The sequence below is a fragment of the Gemmatimonadota bacterium genome, from assembly GCA_026706845.1.
In the GTDB taxonomy this organism is placed as follows: domain Bacteria; phylum Latescibacterota; class UBA2968; order UBA2968; family UBA2968; genus VXRD01.
Genome location: JAPOXY010000072.1, coordinates 1 through 21425, shown reverse-complemented (window position 1 = coordinate 21425; position 21425 = coordinate 1). Strand labels below are relative to the sequence as shown.

The following is a 21425-nucleotide window of genomic DNA, read 5'->3' as shown; positions in this document are numbered from 1 at the left end:
TAGGACACAGACATCTGGAAACGATTTTGCCAATGCCAGTGCTTCGGTTTCTCCTGGTCCCAATTGACTAATTGAAGCATCTGGTATATTGCCTACGACCATCTCGATTTCCACCCAATTCAGTACTCGCAGATCAGGTAATTCAGAGATGAACACTCTGCCTCTGTCGATCTCATCAACAACAGCCATTGGGACCCGTATTTGCCCGAGCATTTTATGCAAAACATCTAACAACCCGAACCGGGCAAAATAACAAATAGGTGAAGTATCACTGATCCAGATCGGCACGTAGTCCTTTAACCTCAGCCTTTAACTCTTCAGGGGTAATCTGAAAAGGCGATACATTGTACCGTCCTAACTCGTTGAGAAATTCAACCCGAGAAATTCCCGCAAATTCGGCAGCCCGACCACTGGAAATACGCCCGAGTTCATAAAGCTTAACAGCCGCCAACATCCGAATCTCTCCAGTGAGTTCATCATCCGTCAATTCTACATCTCCGAGCGGCTGGTCGGGAAGCGAGAGCGTAATAGTTCTCATAGATAGCTCTCCTCGTTTTATTGGTGTCATTATTTATCTCCGCCTTTAGAGGCCGAGATCATTGAGATTGTAATTTTTCAAAACACTCTCCCGCGTCTCTTCATTCCACCGGTTGGCATCCTCCTCCCCAATCAGAGGCTGATAAACATAGCGCGATTCATCTGGAAATCGCTGCTGCCGCGCATCAATCCCCAGCGCGATCAAACGAGAACGCTCGTAGATGCGCACCTCATCGTAAATCACCTCCTCATCCCCACGCCTCACCCGCGCATTCAGGACAGAAGACCGACGGTGAAAGCCAAAATTAATCGTCATCCGCTTATCCGACGACGTATTGGCAAAAGAAGCGTGCAGAGCCTGACGGTTGGACATAACCACATCGCCGGGCTCACACACCATGGGAACCGCCCCCGGCAAACGGTCAGAACCATCATTATCCGCAATCATCGCTTTAATATCCAGCTTGCCCTGCTTGTGCGAACCGGGAATCACCCACACACCATTGGCCGCCGTACTCCCGAAAAGCTGAGCCATAAAATTAAACCCGTGCGTACCCTCATCCCAATCGGGCCTATCCCACTGCGTGGTACCGTCCTGATGCCAGGCCACCGATGCACCCAGCCCCGGCTGCTTGACAATAACAGACTCCGTAAACGGCGTAAAATCCGGCCCATTGATCTGCTCTGCAACAGACAGCAGTTCGGGATGACCATAAAGCCGCAAACAAGAATCCATAATTTGCAGTGGCGCAGCGATATTGGAAATCACATAAGCCGGCGCATCGGCCGGAGGCTCTGGCTCCGACATCTTAGACGGATGCCGCCCATTATTGCTCGACGTACCCCCCACGGGATCGCTCAGCGGTTTGACAAATCGAAAAGGCTGTCGCGCCAAATCCGCCCCGAGTGCTCTGCGGCCCATTGAATCGACCAGCGCGTCTTTAGTATGCGGTGCCCGCTCAAACGCATGCGCCAGATCCGCCTGCAAATCTTCGAGTTCCTCAGCGCCCAGCGCACCCTCAAACACATAGAACCCCACGCGCCAATACGCCTCTACAATACCCTCATCCAGCGCACCGTCCGCATTAAACTTGATAGCACCGCGATTCCCAAGCGCGAACGCCATCTCCTCGCCCTCGCGGACATAAGCATCCATAGTATCTTCTGCCGTAGTCTTCATTTTATTCTCCTTTTCACACTTCTACCATCCATGCGTCCAGTGTGGCGTTGACGGAAACCAGATATAATCCACAAGCGAAGAAAGCGCGCATCCCGTCACATACCCGACAACGAGACCAAAGAAAAACGGGCGCACGCGATTGTAAAGCGGGATACCGCCAAACCGCAGAATCATATGCTTGGCCGACCACGTCAGGAACATACTAAAAGCATAAGTCCTCGACCCCTGGCTAATCTGAAAAGCCAGTCCCATCGGATGTAACGGCCACCAGGGCACGCGATTTCTCAAAAGCGTGAGCAAACCGGCAAAAAGCATGCCCAGAACCCACACAGTCGCCTTGGCCGGATCGAACACAGTCTTATCGGCCTGCACAATAATTGAAACCATGCGATTGTAGAGATTCCGATTACCACCTTGAAATCCACCCAACCCCAAATTCTGCGCCGCATTGTCATAACCCAGATAAATCGTATAGAGCATAGACGCGAAAAAACACGTCGAAAAAGCCAGAAAAATCGTCCAGACAACCCGCTTCCGTCTCCCCTCGGACGAAAAAAATTTGAGATGGTGGGGCAGCGAGGGCCAGACCGGAATGCGGTAATTCCCAAAAAACATATTGGAATTGACAAGACCCAGACCGACGACCTCCCTGCGCGTAAACGTCGAATAGCCAATCAGACTCTCAATAATACGTCCACCCCGAACCGCCACTGGAAACAAATAGGAGAACCCACTCGCCGCCGTGTATTTCGCAATAGTAAAATAGGCAATATAAAGCAGCACCACCTGAAGAATCGCAAGAGGCAGCGAAAGCCCCATATACGTGACAAACCCCACGACAAAAATCGTAGAAATCACCAACCCCACAAGCGCGAATCGATAGGGAATAAGACCATCGTCTTTGGGGGATCGGCAGCCTTCCATTGCCGCCTGAAACACCCTGCGCAAATGCCCCCGAGCAATCCAGACCGACCACAGCGCGAGAAAAACAAAAGCCCCGTGGGATTCCAAAAGCAAAATCTCATACGCATCTGCCTGCTGACCCGTATAGCCCACCGTATATCCAACGCGGTTGATAAGTCCCTCTTTCAAAATCGCAAAAAGCCGAAATGCCCAAAAAGAAAGAAGAATATCGAGATTGCACAAATAGGTCAGCCCAATAACGGGCGGCATGATACGCAGCCTCAAAGGCGGAAAATGTTCTGCAATAATAACATCCTTATTCGCGATACGAACCGAATCGTAAATTCCAATATGGGGCAAATTGGGCGCAAAATACGTGATGATATTATAAACATAAACCAGCAACACAACCAGAACACCCGCCCAGAAGATGCCGTCTTTGAACATCGCGGGAATGCGCTCTCTACCGTCAAAACCCTCGGTCAGCGCGACGGGAAACGTCACCAGAGGAAACGTCAGCTTTTCGGCATCTTCCCACTGCCTCTGAAAAATAACCGAAACACAAAGCGCGGCCACCACAAGCGCAATAGACAAACTGAACCACCAGCAAAGTGTACCTATCCAACTCCCCCAAGGAATGCTCTCGCCCGGCGGCAGGCCCTCGTAAAAAGTCGTTATAGAACCCTTCGACACCTGAGGCAATACCCACCAGGGCATAACATCAAAAAGAAACTCCTCCCATCGGTTTTCCGGCGAGGCATAATAAGTCGGGGAACTGACAATACCGCCCCAGTACGTGGCCCATCCCGCAACGGGAATCGTCCCCACGATCCACGACATACTGTAAATCAAGACGAGTTCAGAACTGGAAAGCGCAATGCGGGGCCAAAAAAATCTGAGAACGAGATTGACGCCAATCCATCCCACAAAAGGCAGCAACACAGACATCGGGAGTTGCGACTTAACCAGCGCGCTATTGACGAGCACCATGCCCGTGTAATTCGTATAAGTATTGAGCAAAACCCCCGTAGCCACGCCCAATACAACCGCCCGTACGGTAATAACCGGCCGTTTTTGTTCTGATACATCCTCTGAAGGTTGAGCGCGTGCCATAACGACCTTAGTCATCATAAGTGACGACAACATCATCGCCGTCAATTTCTACCGCGTAGGTCTTGACATACACCTCCGGATCCACCAGACAGCGTCCAGTTGAGATTTCAAAAGACCACTGATGCCACGGACAGTGCAAAATCTCGCCATCGCCATCAATGGAAATCTCGCCCGCCCCCGTGGAAGGCGGCGCATGAGTCGTCACCCGGCCGCCAAGTGTCCCTGTGCAAAGCGGACCATTCTTATGCGGACAAATATTGCGAACCGCGTAAAACGTCCCCCCCACATTAAAAATGCCAATCCCGGCGCGCCCGCGAAATGGCACCACAATTTTGCGCTGTCCAGGCGATATCTCCGAGACCCTGGCAACTACAATACGCGCCATTTACACAACCTCCATACGCAGCATCTCCAGGGCATTATCCGCAAAAATGCGCTGGTGCAAATCCTCCGCCAGCCTGGGAAATGTCGTCACGGGATCATTCCAGTCAAAATGGGGAAAATCTGAACAATAAATAAGGGTCTCATCGGCGTGCAACATATCCAGCATCTGGTGTATCTGCTCGGGGTGCTCAGGCTCGTGCAAAGGCTGTGAGCCAACCCGAATATGGTCGCGGAAATACGCGCTCGGCAACCGCTTGAGCCACGGCGTCTGGTCGCGCAACGCCTTCCAATCCGAATCCATGTGCCACATCAGCGGAACAGCCCAGAACTGCTGTGCTTCAATAAGCGCAAACTTCAAATTTGGAAACTTCTCAAAAACACCCTCGCAAATCAGCGACGCCGCATGAGAACTCGCCATATATGGTCGGCTCATCCTGGACTCCATATAATACGTGGGAAAACCCACTGGAGTCGGAACATTCCGCGTCGCCCCACCGCCGCCACCCACATGAGAAACCACCGGCAACCCGTGATCCTCACACGCCTCCCATATCGGATGGTAAAAGCGATTACCAAAAGGCATCATCGTACCCATCGGCACCATCACCGCAACCGTATCTTTGCGATGCGCCAGCCTGTTGATTTCATCGACCGCCTGAGACGGATCAGTAGGCGAAATGAGAATCGCATTGACGAGACGGTCATCGCGACTGAGCCAGTGCTCAATCGTCCAATCATTAAACGCGCGACACAGCGCAGCCGCCCAATCCGGATCCGGCAAACCCGAATACCCGTAAAAAGGCGGTGGACCCGTCAACAGCGCGTAATCGATATGCCAGCGGTCAAGATGCTCCTTCTGCAAAAACGCAACGGAAAAATTGAAATCCCGCTCCTTGAGATCCGGATCTTTCAAATCCGGTCGATTGGCGCGGAAAGGCATATTGGGATATCCACCACCGGGCAAATGCAAACCCTGATCGTAGAGATGCTCCTGATAAAATTTGGAAAGATGCGGCAACAAATCTTCCGGGCGGCGAAAATTGTGGTGTACATCGCAATCGACAATCGCAACACCTGCTCTGGACTTCGCGGGCCAACCCGGAGCCGTAATGGGTGCAGCACCTATTTTTCCACCTATATCGCTCATTGAATCCTCCGTATCCACTTTATAGGTATCTCACTACCTGTTAAACCAAAAGTACTGACACCTCTGAGCACTTGTCAAGACAGAAGAACAAAGACGGGCTATTTTTGTTGACGTATAGAGAGATTGGTAGTTACTTTTTACCCTCAAAATCATGTTCACGGATAAAAGGAGCGTATTATGTCAAATAAAATACGGGTTGCAGTAATTGGCACAGGACAACGCGGACCGTCGCATGCGCGCGAGCTATTGGGATGCGATGAAGCCGAACTCGCACTCGTGTGCGACCTGGATGAAGAACGCGCCAAAAACGCATCTGAAAATTTTAACGTAAAATACGAACTCGACCATCGGGAAGTCATCGCGCGGGACGACATCGACGCCCTGGCAATAGCAACGCACACCCGACATCACGCAGGCGTCATGCGCGATGCAGCCGCGGCAGGCAAGCCATTCCTGGTCGAAAAACCATACTGCGACAGCATCGAATCGGGCGTAGAAATCTGTGAATTAGCAGAAAAAAACAACGTCGTAGCAATGGTGGGCTATCAATCTCGCTTCACTGCTTTTGCCCAGGAAATGAAAGCCCTTGCCTCACAGATTGACCTGATACAAACCAACGTAACACTTCAACGCGGATTTTTTAACCCGCAGTATTTCTTCCCCGAACACTACAGCGGCATCCTCGACGCGCTCTCACACACCATGGACCTGGCTCTGTGGTGGACAGGCTCTTTGCCCGTGGAAATCATGGGACACGAGCGTTGCGGCCTGTTCAAACCCGACAAAGACGCCGTAGAATTCGTCAACATCACAACCCGGTGCGAAAACGGACAAATCGTGTGTATGACCGGCAGCATGGCGGGCATCCAGATGCAGAACATCTATCAGATGGCGGGCTTGCGGGGAAATATCTCGGCGACAGAACGCAATAGAATCCGATACGTCACACATCTCGGATTTAACGAAGACAAATCACCGATAGATCTAAAAGCGGGAGAATGGACGGGCTCGGGACAGCCGCCGACAGACATGTGGACGCATTTCGCGCAATGCGTGAAAGAAGGGCGAACAGATGTATCGCCCGGAGCGAGCCTGCGAGATGGACTCGCACAAGTAGCGGTAAGCGAAGGCGCGTATTTCTCTTCCCGCGAAGGAAAAGCCATCACAGTCTCGCTTTAGCGAATCAACGAATCAACGAATCAACGAACCCCGCCCATCCTCCCAAAATCAGTATTGCCATTCGTCTATTCGTCTATTCGCGCTTTTACCGAAGGAAAACAAAATGAAACTCGGATGTCAGGCGAGATCATTCGGCAAAGGTATATACCCCAGCGAAGCGGACTTCCTCTCAGTGGTTCGCCAGATCGGAAATCTGTGTTTCAAGGGACTGGAAGCAAATTGGAAAAATCTGGAGCGCTATTTTCAAGACCCCGAAGCATTCAAACGCATCCTATCCGAAACCAATCTCGAACTGATTGGCGCGCATTACGGTGCCGCACACTGGGATGAATCCTCGCGCAAACAAATCAGAACTGAGGGCAGTCAGATTGCCGACTTCGTATCCGCAGTTGGCGGACGATACATTGTTTGTAGCGGACGGCGTCCAACTCGGGGATCCGTGCCAGACGAAATGTGGGAAAAAACCGCAGAAGGCCTGAATCTCCTGTGCGAACACTGCGCGCCTAAAGGCGTCCAACTCGCCTATCACAACCACTGGTGGGAATCTGAACAAGAGGGACTGGTCAAACTTGCGGCGTATACCGAACCGTCATACATCGGATTCGCCTTTGACACCGGGCACCACATACGGGCGGGCAAAGACGCAATCGCATTGGTCAGAGAACTCTCAGACAGACTACACATCATCCACCTCGCGGACCATTCAGAAGACGCTGCAGGCAATGCCCTTCGACCTCAACTGGGCACGGGCGTATTAGACCTATCAGCATTGAAAGACGCGCTACAAGGATTCACGGGCTGGCTTGTTTTAGAAGAAGAAAACAACGCCCCATCCCCAGAGGCACAGGTAGCCGAATGCATTGAGGTGATGCGTAGATTAATAAAATGAAGCGTGGGTCACGAGATTTAAAAGAGAGACAACTGCGATGTCTTAGGAGGATAGAAAACACCAACGATAACGAAGGGATTTAGAGATACGTGATGGTGTCGTAGCGTGGTACCCAAAAAAGATACACATCACGTTTTTCGAGAAATGTATTAAAATATTTTTCACGAACAAGCGCATTGGCCGCACCTTCATCCCCATCGGTTCTTCTTAAGCAATTCCAGAACAGTGCTCCGATTTCCCAATCCTCAATCATCATTGTACGTGGCCGATCATCGCCTTCTGAAAGAATCTTATAGGAATATTTGTAAGGAAGTTTTTGCACAAACTGGGGCGTTTGCATCTCCCCTCGGTTATTGGTCTCGAAAATATTACCCTGTTGATTTTGAGCAATAATTTTTTCTTTCCAATTGCGATCTGTTTTTTTGATCTCAAACTTGACAATTTCAGCAGGCTTAAGTGTAGCGAGCGATTTGTATTTTGGCTTGGCTTTGGCCAGTTTGATAAGCTCCTTCATAGATGTAAAAACTTCCTTCAGTACAAACTCCTTTCGTCCAGCCCATGCATCTTGAGTACCCAGTACATCGCCTACTTGAATAGGTTCATCAATGCCTCGACGTGGCCGATAGCTCTCGGGTCGAAAATCCTGTGTTCTTCTTTCCAAATCAAGCGTAATCCAACTGTATTTCGGATACTGCTGATTATCCTGTAAAAATCGAAACGGAATGGGATAAATTCGAACCCACTGTTCGCCATTGAGTAATCCCGCTGTACAAACCAATTCTCCATAACTGCTCGAAGGTTGAGGATAGGTCTTGACCGTAATGAACACTTTTGCTTGAGGAATTTCAAGATTCATTCTTTAAGTCCTATAAATGGCTAACTCGGGTGCTAAAATCTGCGCTCTTCTTTAAGTATTCCGTCACCTGATTGCGGTGGCAGCAGTGATGCTCTTTTTCAAAGCACGTCAATGCAATACGCGTATTTTTGCTCAACAATGTCTTTACATCTTCGAGACTCTCGAATTGGTCTGGTAAAATTTTCGTACGATAATATTCAAACAAATCTCGATATGCATCAGGTAAATTTAGATTCCGTCGCAAATTTGATGGAATGCCCAACTCTGGCAAATGGTAATATTGAAGGCCAACGCTTTCTATATAACTTCGCAATCTCGTTTTAGAAAAACCGTATTTCATAGATAATGGATTTTTACGCACATCAACGAGTGCCTTAACATTATTGGCAATCAATTGATTAAGATAGGCATCAATACTTTTACCTTCATATCCAATTGTGAAAAGACAGGGCGATGTATCCCGCCTCCACAAAGGCCGCAAGGACGCAATTTCATCCTCGCTTAATATTTCTGAAAGAATCGTACTTTGACAGGCGTAAGCAGGAAACTCGAGATAGGTTTTTCGAATGAGTGGATTCCCTCGCAATCCATTTGTTTCAGCAACAAAAGTCTTAAGAGCAACTTGATCTTTTGACTTGAGTTGCTCGACAAAAGACACATCTGCTATAAATTCAAAATCCTCGTCCCGACCTAAAAGGTCTTGTGATACCAGACGACTCTTATCTTGATAAGACAAGAAACTAAATCCACCATATTTATATGGAAAAAAATCGTAGAAATTCTGCCCGGTATATTGGCAAAACAAAAAGAGCAGTTTTTGAAAATCTGTCCGCTTTAGTCTGCCGCCAAATGCCTCAACCAATGCCAACAAAACTTTTCGTCGGTAATACATCATAGAACACCCCACATAGAGCAGCCTAAACAAAATAAACACACTTCAAAAAATTAGTGCACAAATGTTCATTTGTCAAGATTTGTTTTTTCTTTTACATTCCTCCATCTTTAATTCTTTACAAAACACACAAGATGAATAACTTAAAACCTCTCAAATCCACGCGAAAGGAAAATTATGGAATTCGTCCAAAAAGATGTGCAAATAACACCACATTATTTTCGAGACGACGGTGTGGTTCCAAATAACGCGTTCCCCCTCATCGTCTATCAAAACGCACTGTCACTACCCGAAAACGATCCCGCACGGGCATTTGAGCAGATATTTGCAGCCAATCGCTGGTCGCGTTCGTGGCGCAACGGCATCTATTCCTTTCACCACTACCACGCCACAGCGCACGAAGTACTGGGCATAGCGCAGGGAAGTGCCAGAGTGTGTATGGGCGGTGAACACGGTGTGCGCTTGACAATCGGACCGGGAGATGTCATGGTAATTCCCGCGGGCGTGGGACACAAAAACCTGGGCGCGAGTTCAGATCTATTAGTCGTAGGCGCGTATCCCGATGGACAGCACCCGGATCTGTGTCGAGAAAGTGCCCGTGAACACAAACACGCGCTGAAAAATATCCCCAAAGTACCAATGCCCACTTCCGATCCCGTCTTTGGAACAAATGGTGCCGTAATGAATTTATGGAAAAAATGAGGTCCTTATGCAATCGACAAACATGCTCTACATCATATCCGATCAACACAATCGCAATCTACTCGGATGTTATGGTCACCCGATGGTACAAACGCCCAACCTGGATCGGCTATCCGAACAGGGCACGCGATTTACCAATGCCTACACCAACTGTCCAATTTGCGTACCGGCGCGCGCATCTCTGGCCACGGGACGCTATGTACACCAAATTGGCAACTGGGATAATGGACATCCGTACACCGGAAACACGCCAAGCTGGCACCACCGCTTGCGCGAGCAGGGTTTTAACGCCACATCAATAGGCAAATTGCACTTTAAGGGCCAGGGCACAGATCACGGATTCACCGAAGAAATCGAACCATTAAACGTCGTCGATGGCATGGGCGACGTACTCGCCTGTATCCGAGAACAGCCGCCCTATCGCAACAAACGGCCAGGTATCCGAGAAGCGGGACCGGGCGACTCGACGTATTTGCAATACGACCAGCGCAACGCAGACAACGCCATAAAGTGGTTACAAGAGCACCGGAAAGACCAGACCCCCTGGTGCCTGTTCCTGTCATTTGTGTGCCCACATCCGCCGTATATTTCTCCGCCAGACGCATACGACATCTACGACCCGGACGAATTGCCCATGCCACCGCAATGGCGAACAGAGGATTGGCCCGATCATCCCGCAATGGACTATTTCAGGCGATTCTTTACATTTGATCCCCAATTCCCCGAAGCCACCGTGCGACAGCTAAATGCCGCGTACTACGGCGTATGCACATACCTGGACCGACAAATTGGTCGGGTACTAAACACCCTGGACCAATTGGAACTAACCGACACAACCCGCATAATCTATACAACAGATCACGGTGAACACCTGGGCGGACGCGGCATATACGGCAAATTTACCATGTATGAAGAATCGGCCGCCGTACCCTTTTTGATGGCAGGTCCCGACGTCCCCGCGGGCAAAGTCGTGGAAACACCTGTCTCGCTCGTCGATAGCTTCCCGACAATTTTAGAAGCCGTGGGCGCGCAACAAACCGAAGACGACGCAGAGTTGCCAGGCGAATCACTGTGGTCCATTGCACGGGAAGAAGACCGCGACCGCACAGTATTTAGCGAATACCACGCGATAGGCGCACAGCACGGGGCATATATGTTGCGCAATCGACAATACAAATACATATATCACGTCAATAACCCGCCGCAATTATTCGATACAATAGACGACCCAGAAGAGTGCCGCGACCTCGCGCAGTCGCCCGAACATCGGGAAATCCTGGAAAATTTCGAACGCGAATTACGCGACCTCATCGACCCCGAAGCTGTGGATATTCGGGCCAAAACCTCGCAACGAGAAATGATTGAATCTCTGGGTGGCAAAGAAGCCGTAATCCATCGGGGCGCATTTGACAACTCGCCCGTACCCGGCGAAGCACCAAAATTTCGACAACACGGATCGGAGTGAGCACAGGAGATAATCATGGCCGAGACAGTCAAATTATTCCTCAATGGCGAATGGGTGGCATCTGAAGCAACGGAAACCGTACCGGTTTACAACCCATCGGATGGAACGGAAATTGCCGCAACGCCCTTATGTGGCGCATCAGAGATAGATCGCGTAGTGCAATCAGCCGCAGACGCATTTCCCGAATGGGCAAATACACCGGCCGTTGACCGCGCGCGCGTAATGTTCCGGCTTGTCGCACTCATGGAAACCCACTTCGAAGAACTGGCCCAACTCGTAACCCTCGAAAACGGCAAAACAATAGAAGATGCGCGAGGCGAAATTCGACGCGGGATCGAAGTCGCGGAATTTGCATGTGGTGCGCCTGCGCTCATGATGGGCGACGCGCTGGAAAATATCGCACAGGGAATAGATTGCGACACCATCCGACAACCCATGGGCGTATCCGTGGGCATCACGCCGTTCAACTTCCCATCTATGGTACCCATGTGGACATTGCCCATTGCCCTCGTATGTGGCAACACCTACGTATTAAAGCCATCGGAGCGCGTACCCTTGAGCGCGATTCGAATTGGCGAATTATTGGTCGAAGCCGGATTACCGCCCGGCGTATTCAACATCGCACACGGCGGAAAAGACGCGGTAGATGCCCTGCTCGCCCATCCCGAAGTCAAAACCGTTTCATTTGTCGGATCAACACCCGTGGCGCGCTATGTCTATGAAACAGCCACCCGCAATGGCAAACGCGTACAATCAGCCGGTGGCGCGAAAAATTACCTGATCGTATTGCCCGACGCCGACCTGGACTCAACCGTAGCTGCCGTAATGGGCTCTGCTTATGGCTGTGCCGGAGAACGCTGCATGGCCGGCAGTGTCCTCGTCTGTGCCGAAGGTGCAGGTGACCGTTTCCTGGAACCCCTCAGTGAAACCGCACGCGAATTTCGGGTGGGACCAACCGACCGCGACCCCAATGTGGATATGGGACCAGTAGTGACCAAAACGCATCTGGACCGCATCCATCAACATATTGAAAACGGATTGCGAGAAGGTGCAGAACTAATCGTAGATGGACGCGATGTACAGGTTGAAGAAACACCGCATGGCTTCTACCTCGGTGCCACAATCTTCGATCGGGTAAAACCCCAGATGTCCATTGCGCGGGAAGAAATCTTCGGACCCGTATTATCGACCATGCACACGGACGACCTGAGCGGAGCCATTGCGCGGTGTAATGCCAGCGGATACGGCAACGCAGCCGTACTATTCACATCCAGTGGCGGAGCCGCGCGCAAATTTCGCCACGAAGTAAACGCCGGCATGGTCGGCATCAACATCGGCGTCCCCGCGCCCATGGCATTTTTCCCCTTCTCCGGGTGGAACAATTCTTTCTTCGGCGATTTACATGTACAGGGCACCGAAGGCATTTCGTTCTTCACCCGACAAAAGGTCACAATCAGCCGATGGATTGACACAAAGCGACAATTCTTTTAGTTAGATATTCAGGAGGAAACATGGCAGATGATATCAAAGCTGCGGCGAGAACTGCACGGCAGGCGGCTCTAACATTGAGTCAGGCGACGGAAAAACAGCGCAATGCCGCGCTTGAAGCCATAGCACAGGCATTGCAGGCGAATCGCGACCGCATTTTAGACGCCAACAAACGCGATCAGGCAGCAGCAGAAAAAATGCTGGCACAGGGGGAAATCACCCTCCCGCTGATCAAGCGCCTGAAAGTAGATGATGAAAAGCTGGACAGTGAAATAATAGTTGGCGTTCACAGTGTCGCGGCCCAGGAAGACCCCATTGGCAAAACGCAGGCCGCGACCGAATTGGACGAAGGCCTCAATCTCTATCGCGTAACCGTTCCAATCGGCGTAATCGGCGTGGTCTTTGAATCGCGCCCCGACGCGCTGGTGCAAATCGCGACACTATGTCTAAAATCGGGCAATGCCATCATGCTCAAAGGCGGCAGCGAAGCATTTCACACCAACCGCGCACTGGCCGAAATTATGATCGCTGCAACGGCTGAACTGGACGGCATCCCCGAAGGATGGATGCACCTTCTGGAATCGCGAGAAGAAGTCGCGGGCATTCTCGAATTACACGACCTCATCGACCTGATCATCCCGCGCGGCGGCAATGAATTCGTACAACACATCATGAACAACACCAAAATCCCCGTCATGGGGCACGCCGACGGCATCTGCCATGTGTACGTAGATAAGGACGCCGACCTGAAAAAGGCCGTGCGCATCGCCATCGATTCCAAGACGCAGTACGCAGCCGTCTGCAACGCCGCTGAAACCCTGCTGGTACACGCCGAAATCGCCAGGCGCTTTTTCGCCACCGCAATTCAACAACTCACCGACGAAGGCGTCTTGATCCGCGGCGACGCCCGCACCCTGGACCTCGCCGCCAGCGCAGATGCCCTGACCCCGGCCAGTGACAGCGACTGGTCAACCGAATACCTCGACTATGTCCTATCCGTCAAAGTCGTCGATTCGGTCGAAGAAGCAATCGCCCACATCAACGAATACAGCAGCCACCACACCGACTCGATCGTAACCGAAGACCAGCAAGCCGCGAAGAGATTTTTGCAAGCCGTGGACTCGGCATCGGTCATACACAATGCGTCAACCCGGTTTGCCGATGGATTTCGCTATGGCCTCGGCGCCGAAGTAGGCATCAGCACCAACCGCCTGCACAGCCGCGGGCCTGTCGGCCTTGAAGGCCTCGTCATCTACAAATACGTAGTAACGGGCGAAGGACATATTGCGGACGATTACATCGGCGAAAACGCCAAAACATTTACACACCGCAAACTGGATGCAGTCTGGCGTCCAGAATAATAACTGAAATAAAAGGGAATATCATGATCAGGAACTACTTTATCCTACTCTGCTGCGCGTGTGTCATAACCTCGTGCGCAACAACGCAGACAGAAAGTGAAACACCTCAACCACCAGCTCCCCAACCACCATCACCCACCCTGCCCATCGATTCTGCAGTGCGAACGGGCAAACTGGCAAATGGGCTTCGCTACGTAATCCGGGAAAACAAACGACCGGAAAACCGCGCCGAATTGCGCCTCGTAGTCAATGCGGGATCCATTCTGGAAGACGAAGACCAGCAGGGACTGGCGCACTTTGCCGAACACATGGCATTTAATGGCACAGCTAATTTCCCCAAACTGGAAATAGTCAATTTCCTCGAAAGCATCGGCATGCGCTTTGGCGCGCACTTAAATGCCTACACGAGTTTTGACGAGACCGTCTATATGCTTCGCGTGCCCACAGACAGCACCGAAGTAATGGAAAAAGCGTTTCGCATCCTGGGCGACTGGGCGCATCGGGTAAAATTTGATCCCGAAGAAATCGAAAAAGAAAGAGGTGTGGTCATCGAAGAATGGCGTTCGGGACGCGGAGCCAGAGCGCGCATGCGCGACAAACAATTGCCGATCTTGCTCAAAGACTCGCGTTATGCCGAGCGTTTGCCCATCGGCAAAAAAGCATTGCTCGACACATTCAAGCACGAATCCCTCACGCGCTTTTATCGCGACTGGTACCGCCCCGACCTCATGGCAGTCATCGCAGTGGGAGACTTTGAAACGGACGCAATTGAAACCCTGATCAAAAAAACCTTTGACCCGATACCAAAAGCAGAGAACCCGCGCGCTCGAACCGCCTATACGGTTCCCGACCACGGTGAAACCCTGTTTGCGATTACAACCGACCCGGAAAATTCCCAGTCTTCCATCGGTATCTATTTCATGCAAGATGTCGCACCCGAAGGAACAGTAAAAGATTATCGCAGCATGCTCATTCGCAACATGTTCAACAGCATGCTCAATCAGCGATTTAGAGAAATAACCAAAAAACCCGACCCGCCATTTCTGGGCGCAGGCTCCAGTCATGGGAACCTCGTCAGAACCAAAGCCACATACACCCTGGGCGCAGGCGTCAAAGAAGGGGGAATTGAACGCGGCCTGGAAGCCGTCTTAACCGAAGCCATTCGCGTCCAACGCCACGGATTTACGCAACCCGAAGTAGATCGCCTAAAAACCAACATGTTGCGCAGCATCGAACAATCTTATCGCGAGCGCGACAGACGCCGTTCGCGCGGTTTTGCATCGGAATACATCCGTCACATATTGACAGGCGAACCCATTCCGGGCATTGAAATCGAACGCGATCTATTTCGTGAATTACTCCCCGGCATTCAAGTCGAAGAAATCAACCGCCTCGTCGGCGAATGGATCACCGACAAGAACCGTGTCATCGTAGTCACCGCACCCGAGAAAGATGGTCTCGCTGTTCCGTCCGAAGCTGACCTGCTAACCATAATCAACGAAGTCCAACAAAAAGACGTGGACCCCTATGAGGAAGATGTATCCGACGACCCCCTCATCGCGAATATCCCAACGCCTGGAAAGGTCGTACGCGAAACAACAATAGACACCTTTGGCGTCACAGAATGGACATTGAGCAATGGTGTAAAAGTCGTCATGAAACCCACGGACTTCAAAAACGACGAAATCCTGTTCACATCCTTCAGCCCGGGCGGGCATTCTCTATCGAGCGATGAAAACTACATGGCGGCATCCACAGCGACATCAGCCATAATGGAAAGCGGCCTGGGCAAATTCAATCAAATTGAACTCAATAAAAAACTCGCTGGCAAAGTCGTGCGCGTATCGCCTCGCATCAGCAGCCTCAGCGAGGGCGTATCGGGCAGCGCGTCTCCCGAAGACATAGAAACCATGTTCCAACTCATATATCTCATCTTCACGGAACCGCGTGCAGACTCTCTGGCATTTCAAGCACTACTGGACCGCTATCGAGGCATATTGCAAAACCGGGACATGAGACCAACGACAGCTTATTCCGATACAATCCAGGTTACCATGTCTCAATACCACATCAGGTCGCGCCCGCTATCAAACGAAATACTGGGAGAAATGGACCTGCAAAAATCGCTGGCATTTTACAAAGACCGATTTGCCGATGCCAGTGACTTCACATTTGTATTTGTCGGCAACTTTGAGCCAGAAAAAATAAAACCCCTGATAGAAACCTATCTGGGCGGATTACCCGCGCTCAACCGCGGAGAAACCTGGCGCGACACAGGCGTCAGAGCGCCAAAAGGCGTCATTGAAAAAACCGTGAAACGGGGACAAGAACCCAAAAGTAGCACACGGCTGATCTTTACGGGACCTTTTGAATACAACGACCGATTTAAGCGATATGTATATGGCTCAATGGGCGATGTCTTGCAAATAAAACTCCGAGAATTACTCCGAGAAGATGAGGGCGGTACGTACGGCGTTGGCGTACGCGCATCTAGTTCGCGTTGGCCCGAAGGCAGGTACAGCATCTCAATCAGCTTTGGATGCGATCCCGAGCGATTGGAAGAATTGACGCAACTCGTTTTTGCCCAAATCGACAGCATGAAACAAAAACCCGTCGAACAATCCTACATCAACAAAGTGACCGAAATGGATTTGCGGGGTCGAGAAACCAACAAAAAAGAAAACGGTTACTGGCGCAGTACGTTGAGCCGATATTACCAGAATGAGATAGACTTGATGGCGTGGCTGACGTATGAAGACGAAGTCATCAAAAAACTTACAGCAGAACACGTACAAAAAGCGACGCAACAATACTTCAACATGGAAAACTACGCGCGATTCGTCCTGTTACCCGAAGAAGGGGTGACGGCAAAATGACCATAGATGCCGACATGAACCGCTTAAAAAACGCCACCTATCCCGGTCGTGGTATCGTAATAGGACAAACTCCTGATACCTCATGTATGGTTCAGATCTACTGGATCATGGGACGCAGTCCCAGCAGCCGCAACCGCGTATTTGTGCGAGAAGGCGACGCGGTAAAAATCGACACCGTGGATAAATCCCATGACATTGATCCACTAACCATGTACTATCCCATCCGCGTACTGGGCAACGCGCATATCGTCACAAATGGCGATCAGACCGACACCATTGTCCATACCCTGCAAAAAGGTGGCTCGTTCGAATCCGCCCTGAAAACGCGCACTTACGAACCCGACGCCCCCAATTTTACACCGCGCATCTCTGGCCTTACCGACCTGGGCGACTCGCAAGCCTATCGACTATCGGTCTTAAAAACCGTTGGCGGTGATGCGCGCTATTGTTCGCGCCAATTCTTCAATTATGAAACCGCGATCCCCGGCACAGGACACTGCATCACAACATATACAGACGACGGCAATCCCCTGCCCTCATTCAAAGGAGAGCCTTATGCCGTCGAATTATTCGACGACATACAGCAAACCGCCGACGTATTCTGGAACCTGTTAGACGAAGACAACCGCGTCTCGCTACTCGTAAAATTCATCCACCCCGAGACCGCTGATCTGGTAATCGTGAACAAATACAGATCAGGATAAAAACCCGCAGGAAGGAGCACCTCTATGGAACCCATCAAATACGGTATGTTCATCATGCCCTTCCACGCCCCGGACAAGCCTTTGAGTCAGGGATTTGACGAGGATTTGGAACTCGTTGTCAAAGCCGAGGAACTGGGCTTTGATGAATTTTGGATCGGCGAACACCATACCATGAAGTACGAGACCATTGTCACGCCCGAAATTTTCATCGGACGCGCCCTGGGTGAGACCCAGAGCATCCGCCTGGGACCGGCACCGGTCTGTTTGAACCTGCACCACCCCGCCTATGTGGCCAGTCGTCTATCTTTTTTGGATCACCTGGCCAAAGGCCGACTCAATCTGTGCTTTGGCCCGGGCAGTGTCACCTCAGACCAGGAACTGTACGGACTGGATCCCAGGTCGGGCGGTGCAATGACCGGGGAAGCCATTGACGCCATCCTCAACTTGTGGACATCGGATCCACCCTACGAGCACCAGGGGAAATACTGGCAATTCCAGCTCAAAGACAATATTGACGAAGAAACCCAGATCGGCTTCATCCACAAACCCTTTCAGCAGCCCCACCCGCCCATCGCCATGCCGGGAATGAGCCGCAACTCACATAGCATGCAAACAGCTGGCGAGCGCGGCTTCCAGCCCTTTTCCGCCTGCCTGATATCGGGCAACGTGGTAGCCGACAACTGGCAGATCTATGAGCAGAGCGCCCTGCAGGCGGGACGGCAACCGCAACGGACCGACTGGAAAATCGCCCGTTCGATCTTTCTCGCCGACACCACGGCCGAAGCCGTGAAAAAGGCGCGGCACAATTCCCTGGCAAAAAATTACGAGTACATCGGGCGCCTATTCGACAGAGGCCTGGGGCGCCAGGTTTACAAGCGCGACCTGGACATGCCCGACTCCGAGTGCAATCTGGACTATTTGATGACCGAACAGATTATCGCTGGCGACGTCGATGAAGCACTGCGTCGCTTGCTGGACCTGTTCGAGGAAACCGGTCCCTTTGGCACACTCGTACTAATGGGCTACGACTGGGACGACAAAGATAGTTGGATATACAGCATGGAATTGTTCGCCCGTGAACTAATGCCAGCTTTGAACAAAGCAGTGGGAGCGGTACCGTAGATGACAATCAAAGCACTGACATTTGACGTATTCGGCACAGTCGTCGATTGGCGCAGTTCGGTCATCCGAGACGGCGAACGATTGGGCGAACGCAAGGGATTGGACATCGATTGGACTGCATTTGCCGATGCGTGGCGCGGGGGCTATGGCCCATCCATGAACCGCGTGCGCACGGGCGAATTGCCCTGGACAAAAATCGACGACCTGCACCGCATGATCCTGGACGAACTCATAGAAAAATTCGGCATCTCGGGATTATCCGAAGAAGAAACCGCGGATTTCAATCGCGTTTGGCATCGCCTCGACCCCTGGCCCGATGCCGCAGGCGGCTTATGGCGGTTAAAATCGCGGTACCTGATCGCCACACTATCCAACGGCAATGTGTCGCTACTCGCCAACATGGCGAAATACGGCGGACTGCCCTGGGATTGCATCTTATCAGCCGAATTGGCCGGGCATTACAAACCCGACGCCGAAACCTATTTGAAAGCCATCGAACTGCTCAGTTGCGAACCCCATGAAGTCATGATGGTCGCCGCCCATCAGGGCGACCTGCACCACGCAGCGGGCGTCGGCATGAAAACGGCTTATGTATTCCGACCCTTTGAGCGGGGACCCAACGCAAAAAAAGACTTACCTCCCGATCTGAACTTTGACATCATAGCCCATGATTTTCACGACCTCGCCGATCAACTGGGGTGTTATTAACAAACATGAAACTCACCGATTTCAAAGTCCTCACATTCGATTGCTATGGCACGCTTATCGACTGGGAAACCGGAATGATCAAAGGGCTGGAGCCACTCCTATCAAAGGTCGAACGAAAATTGTCGCGCAATGAAATTCTTCAAACACACGCGCGACACGAATCAACACAACAAGCCTGGACGCCGGGCATGCGCTATTCCGAACTCCTCGCCATCGTCTATAAACGCCTCGCCGAAGAATGGGGCATCGCCGTCACACCTGATGAGTGCGCCGCATACGGCCAATCGATAAAACAATGGCCAGCATTTTCCGATTCTGCCGATGCGCTACAATATCTCAAAAAACACTACAAGCTCGCGATCCTGTCCAACGTCGATAACCACAGCTTCAAATACAGCAACGACCGTCTCGGTGTCGAGTTTGACGCCATATACACGGCTGAAGACATAGGATCGTACAAACCTGCGGATCGAAACTTCGAATACATGCTGGAACACCTCAAATCGCTCGGCATTGAAAAATCGGAAATTCTACACACCGCAGAAAGCCTATTCCACGACCACATGCCAGCGAATAAAAACGGACTCGCCACCTGCTGGATCTACAGGCGCGTCAACGACGAAGGCTTCGGCGCAACAATAGACCCGGGCGAAATGCCAAACTACAATTTTCAATTTAACAGCATGGCAGAACTCGTAAAGGCGCACCAAAAAGCTTCGGAAAGTGCGTCACACATCATCTAACACGCGTTCAAACGCTTCGAGACTGGTGGCCTGAATAGCCGCACGAAGCAACTGCTTGAGGCGGTGCAAGTCGTCAATAGCGGCAATGCGGTCAGATAGGGGGTGCATCTCGCTCAGACCAAAGCGAATCTCCAACACTTCGAGGAGGCCTGCGAGGGTGCTTTTTCTTTCACCTTGCTCAATGCCCTGCTTGAGCCATTGTTCTTTGTTTTCCTCAATCTCTTGCTCAAGCAAGTATTGGGCAAAAGATGATTCGCGGACGAGATCCATCAATCCCTCCTTTAAAATAAGGTTCGCAATCATTTCCCGATCATGCACCAACCCACCCAACACAGACAGACAAGTTAGAAAATCACCTCTGACAGATTCATCTAGCGGCAAGTCTCGCGCACAATCGACACACGTACGCATCCACCCCTCAGAATCCATCCCTGCTGGCGGCTTCATCAATGATGCAAACGGGATCAAACCCCCCATGACCTGCAGCAAGAACGCGAGGTCCTTCTACTTCAGTCAGTCTGATCACCTGGTATTGAATAAGGATCTGGCAGCCAAAACGCGCCTGGATGTGGTACCCCGGATCGTTTCGCCCCGCATCAGGATGCAAGTAAATGACCGTGGAATGGATAGGCAAATCATAAAGCTCAATCGCACGACCAATATAGCCAGCCATGCGCCGCGCACGCTATAGTGAACATATTGATCCATTACCAATTTAAGAGTTGAAATCATTGTCTCCTACAAAGAAGATTGCGCGAAAGACAATTCTGAGATACATTCTAAAAATTAAATTCCGAACGCATAATTTCAGGAGACCCACCATGATCCAGAGCGGCGTTGCAAGCGGAGACATCACGCCGGAACCCGGCCCAGTACTTCAGGGACATTGGAACACCAACCCATCGCATTCCGTACTCTACCCTCTTGAAGTGCGGGCGGTTGTATTTGCCGAAGAAGATGTGCAAATAGCCATCGCCACACTCGACGTCATCGGCATAACAAAAGCCACCACTGATCGAATCCGAGCACAAGTGGCAAGCGCGTGTGGAATCTCGGGAGATAACGTAATGGTAGCGTGCAGCCACACGCACTGCGCCCTCCCCACACTGCCGTGTTTGGGCATGACCCCCGACCCCGAATATATGGATCGCATAGTCGAAACCACCGCCGCGTGCA

Annotated in this window: 22 protein-coding genes; 12 read left to right on the top strand and 10 right to left on the bottom strand. The window is 51.3% G+C overall.

The window, feature by feature from the left end:
* From OXG87_07055 to OXG87_07030, 6 genes are all read right to left on the bottom strand, one after another.
* On the bottom strand, window positions 1-189 hold a 189-nt coding region (locus OXG87_07055), incomplete at its 3' end, for a DUF3368 domain-containing protein (GenBank protein ID MCY3869301.1).
* 79 nt (window positions 190-268) lie between these two features.
* Window positions 269-538 carry a UPF0175 family protein gene (locus tag OXG87_07050; GenBank protein MCY3869300.1) on the bottom strand — a complete coding sequence of 90 codons (270 nt, stop codon included), beginning with the start codon at window positions 536-538 and terminating at the stop codon, window positions 269-271.
* Window positions 539-583: 45 nt separating this feature from the next.
* Window positions 584-1717 (bottom strand): phytanoyl-CoA dioxygenase family protein, encoded by a 1134-nt coding sequence (locus OXG87_07045; protein ID MCY3869299.1) that lies wholly within the window; start codon window positions 1715-1717, stop codon window positions 584-586.
* Between the two features lie 21 nt (window positions 1718-1738).
* Window positions 1739-3733, bottom strand: a complete 1995-nt coding sequence (locus tag OXG87_07040; GenBank protein ID MCY3869298.1) for a hypothetical protein — start codon at window positions 3731-3733, stop codon at window positions 1739-1741.
* Window positions 3734-3740: 7 nt separating this feature from the next.
* A complete protein-coding gene (locus OXG87_07035; protein MCY3869297.1) occupies window positions 3741-4118 on the bottom strand; it encodes a Rieske (2Fe-2S) protein in 378 nt (125 codons plus the stop codon).
* On the bottom strand, window positions 4119-5264 hold the full coding sequence (locus tag OXG87_07030; protein ID MCY3869296.1) for an amidohydrolase family protein: 1146 nt from the start codon (window positions 5262-5264) through the stop codon (window positions 4119-4121).
* Window positions 5265-5441: 177 nt separating this feature from the next.
* Here OXG87_07030 and OXG87_07025 point away from each other — a divergent pair, with 177 nt between their 5' ends.
* Together OXG87_07025 and OXG87_07020 are read left to right on the top strand one after the other, a co-directional pair.
* Entirely contained in the window at window positions 5442-6443 is a 1002-nt protein-coding gene (locus OXG87_07025) for a Gfo/Idh/MocA family oxidoreductase (GenBank protein ID MCY3869295.1), read from the top strand.
* Between the two features lie 103 nt (window positions 6444-6546).
* Window positions 6547-7332, top strand: a complete 786-nt coding sequence (locus OXG87_07020; GenBank protein ID MCY3869294.1) for a sugar phosphate isomerase/epimerase — start codon at window positions 6547-6549, stop codon at window positions 7330-7332.
* Between the two features lie 79 nt (window positions 7333-7411).
* On the opposite strand, the gene OXG87_07015 is transcribed toward OXG87_07020, so the two are convergent.
* On the bottom strand, window positions 7412-8188 hold the full coding sequence (locus OXG87_07015; GenBank protein ID MCY3869293.1) for a hypothetical protein: 777 nt from the start codon (window positions 8186-8188) through the stop codon (window positions 7412-7414).
* Window positions 8189-8198: 10 nt separating this feature from the next.
* On the bottom strand, window positions 8199-9083 hold the full coding sequence (locus tag OXG87_07010) for a DUF488 family protein (GenBank protein ID MCY3869292.1): 885 nt from the start codon (window positions 9081-9083) through the stop codon (window positions 8199-8201).
* Window positions 9084-9257: 174 nt separating this feature from the next.
* Between OXG87_07010 and OXG87_07005 the strand changes: the two genes are divergently transcribed.
* Genes OXG87_07005 through OXG87_06965 form a run of 9 tightly spaced genes read left to right on the top strand, consistent with a single transcriptional unit; the run spans window position 9258 to window position 20249 of the window.
* The gene (locus OXG87_07005) at window positions 9258-9782 is read left to right on the top strand and encodes a cupin domain-containing protein (GenBank protein ID MCY3869291.1); all 525 of its coding nucleotides are present in this window, start codon (window positions 9258-9260) and stop codon (window positions 9780-9782) included.
* 7 nt (window positions 9783-9789) lie between these two features.
* On the top strand, window positions 9790-11247 hold the full coding sequence (locus OXG87_07000; protein ID MCY3869290.1) for a sulfatase-like hydrolase/transferase: 1458 nt from the start codon (window positions 9790-9792) through the stop codon (window positions 11245-11247).
* A gap of 15 nt (window positions 11248-11262) precedes the next feature.
* Complete coding sequence (locus tag OXG87_06995; GenBank protein MCY3869289.1) at window positions 11263-12738, top strand: CoA-acylating methylmalonate-semialdehyde dehydrogenase; 1476 nt, start codon at window positions 11263-11265, stop codon at window positions 12736-12738.
* A 20-nt stretch (window positions 12739-12758) separates the two neighbouring features.
* On the top strand, window positions 12759-14096 hold the full coding sequence (locus tag OXG87_06990; GenBank protein MCY3869288.1) for a glutamate-5-semialdehyde dehydrogenase: 1338 nt from the start codon (window positions 12759-12761) through the stop codon (window positions 14094-14096).
* Window positions 14097-14119: 23 nt separating this feature from the next.
* Window positions 14120-16972: an insulinase family protein gene (locus tag OXG87_06985; protein ID MCY3869287.1), complete on the top strand. Its 2853-nt coding sequence runs from the start codon at window positions 14120-14122 to the stop codon at window positions 16970-16972.
* The gene (locus OXG87_06980) at window positions 16969-17676 is read left to right on the top strand and encodes an inosine monophosphate cyclohydrolase (protein ID MCY3869286.1); all 708 of its coding nucleotides are present in this window, start codon (window positions 16969-16971) and stop codon (window positions 17674-17676) included. The genes OXG87_06985 and OXG87_06980 overlap by 4 nt, the downstream gene beginning before the upstream one ends.
* Window positions 17677-17700: 24 nt before the next feature.
* Entirely contained in the window at window positions 17701-18798 is a 1098-nt protein-coding gene (locus tag OXG87_06975; protein MCY3869285.1) for an LLM class flavin-dependent oxidoreductase, read from the top strand.
* Window positions 18799-19506: a haloacid dehalogenase type II gene (locus OXG87_06970; GenBank protein ID MCY3869284.1), complete on the top strand. Its 708-nt coding sequence runs from the start codon at window positions 18799-18801 to the stop codon at window positions 19504-19506.
* 5 nt (window positions 19507-19511) lie between these two features.
* Window positions 19512-20249 (top strand): haloacid dehalogenase type II, encoded by a 738-nt coding sequence (locus tag OXG87_06965; protein ID MCY3869283.1) that lies wholly within the window; start codon window positions 19512-19514, stop codon window positions 20247-20249.
* Here the strand turns inward: OXG87_06965 and OXG87_06960 are convergent.
* The gene (locus OXG87_06960; GenBank protein MCY3869282.1) at window positions 20235-20519 is read right to left on the bottom strand and encodes a hypothetical protein; all 285 of its coding nucleotides are present in this window, start codon (window positions 20517-20519) and stop codon (window positions 20235-20237) included. The genes OXG87_06965 and OXG87_06960 overlap by 15 nt on opposite strands.
* Window positions 20520-20667: 148 nt before the next feature.
* The gene (locus OXG87_06955; protein ID MCY3869281.1) at window positions 20668-20922 is read right to left on the bottom strand and encodes a hypothetical protein; all 255 of its coding nucleotides are present in this window, start codon (window positions 20920-20922) and stop codon (window positions 20668-20670) included.
* Between the two features lie 148 nt (window positions 20923-21070).
* Here OXG87_06955 and OXG87_06950 point away from each other — a divergent pair.
* On the top strand, window positions 21071-21425 hold a 355-nt coding region (locus OXG87_06950; protein MCY3869280.1), incomplete at its 3' end, for a hypothetical protein.

Excerpts from the sequence above, each read along its gene's own strand:
- OXG87_07000 (MCY3869290.1), top strand. The coding sequence starts at position 9,790 with ATGCAATCGACAAACATGCTCTACATCATATCCGATCAACACAATCGC.
- OXG87_06970 (MCY3869284.1), top strand. The coding sequence starts at position 18,799 with ATGACAATCAAAGCACTGACATTTGACGTATTCGGCACAGTCGTCGAT.
- OXG87_07015 (MCY3869293.1), bottom strand. The coding sequence starts at position 8,188 with ATGAATCTTGAAATTCCTCAAGCAAAAGTGTTCATTACGGTCAAGACC.
- OXG87_07040 (MCY3869298.1), bottom strand. The coding sequence starts at position 3,733 with ATGGCACGCGCTCAACCTTCAGAGGATGTATCAGAACAAAAACGGCCG.
- OXG87_06965 (MCY3869283.1), top strand. The coding sequence starts at position 19,512 with ATGAAACTCACCGATTTCAAAGTCCTCACATTCGATTGCTATGGCACG.
- OXG87_06995 (MCY3869289.1), top strand. The coding sequence starts at position 11,263 with ATGGCCGAGACAGTCAAATTATTCCTCAATGGCGAATGGGTGGCATCT.
- OXG87_06975 (MCY3869285.1), top strand. The coding sequence starts at position 17,701 with ATGGAACCCATCAAATACGGTATGTTCATCATGCCCTTCCACGCCCCG.
- OXG87_07005 (MCY3869291.1), top strand. The coding sequence starts at position 9,258 with ATGGAATTCGTCCAAAAAGATGTGCAAATAACACCACATTATTTTCGA.
- OXG87_07050 (MCY3869300.1), bottom strand. The coding sequence starts at position 538 with ATGAGAACTATTACGCTCTCGCTTCCCGACCAGCCGCTCGGAGATGTA.
- OXG87_06985 (MCY3869287.1), top strand. The coding sequence starts at position 14,120 with ATGATCAGGAACTACTTTATCCTACTCTGCTGCGCGTGTGTCATAACC.
- OXG87_06990 (MCY3869288.1), top strand. The coding sequence starts at position 12,759 with ATGGCAGATGATATCAAAGCTGCGGCGAGAACTGCACGGCAGGCGGCT.
- OXG87_07035 (MCY3869297.1), bottom strand. The coding sequence starts at position 4,118 with ATGGCGCGTATTGTAGTTGCCAGGGTCTCGGAGATATCGCCTGGACAG.
- OXG87_06960 (MCY3869282.1), bottom strand. The coding sequence starts at position 20,519 with ATGGATCTCGTCCGCGAATCATCTTTTGCCCAATACTTGCTTGAGCAA.
- OXG87_06955 (MCY3869281.1), bottom strand. The coding sequence starts at position 20,922 with ATGGCTGGCTATATTGGTCGTGCGATTGAGCTTTATGATTTGCCTATC.
- OXG87_07010 (MCY3869292.1), bottom strand. The coding sequence starts at position 9,083 with ATGATGTATTACCGACGAAAAGTTTTGTTGGCATTGGTTGAGGCATTT.
- OXG87_07030 (MCY3869296.1), bottom strand. The coding sequence starts at position 5,264 with ATGAGCGATATAGGTGGAAAAATAGGTGCTGCACCCATTACGGCTCCG.
- OXG87_07045 (MCY3869299.1), bottom strand. The coding sequence starts at position 1,717 with ATGAAGACTACGGCAGAAGATACTATGGATGCTTATGTCCGCGAGGGC.
- OXG87_07025 (MCY3869295.1), top strand. The coding sequence starts at position 5,442 with ATGTCAAATAAAATACGGGTTGCAGTAATTGGCACAGGACAACGCGGA.
- OXG87_07020 (MCY3869294.1), top strand. The coding sequence starts at position 6,547 with ATGAAACTCGGATGTCAGGCGAGATCATTCGGCAAAGGTATATACCCC.
- OXG87_06980 (MCY3869286.1), top strand. The coding sequence starts at position 16,969 with ATGACCATAGATGCCGACATGAACCGCTTAAAAAACGCCACCTATCCC.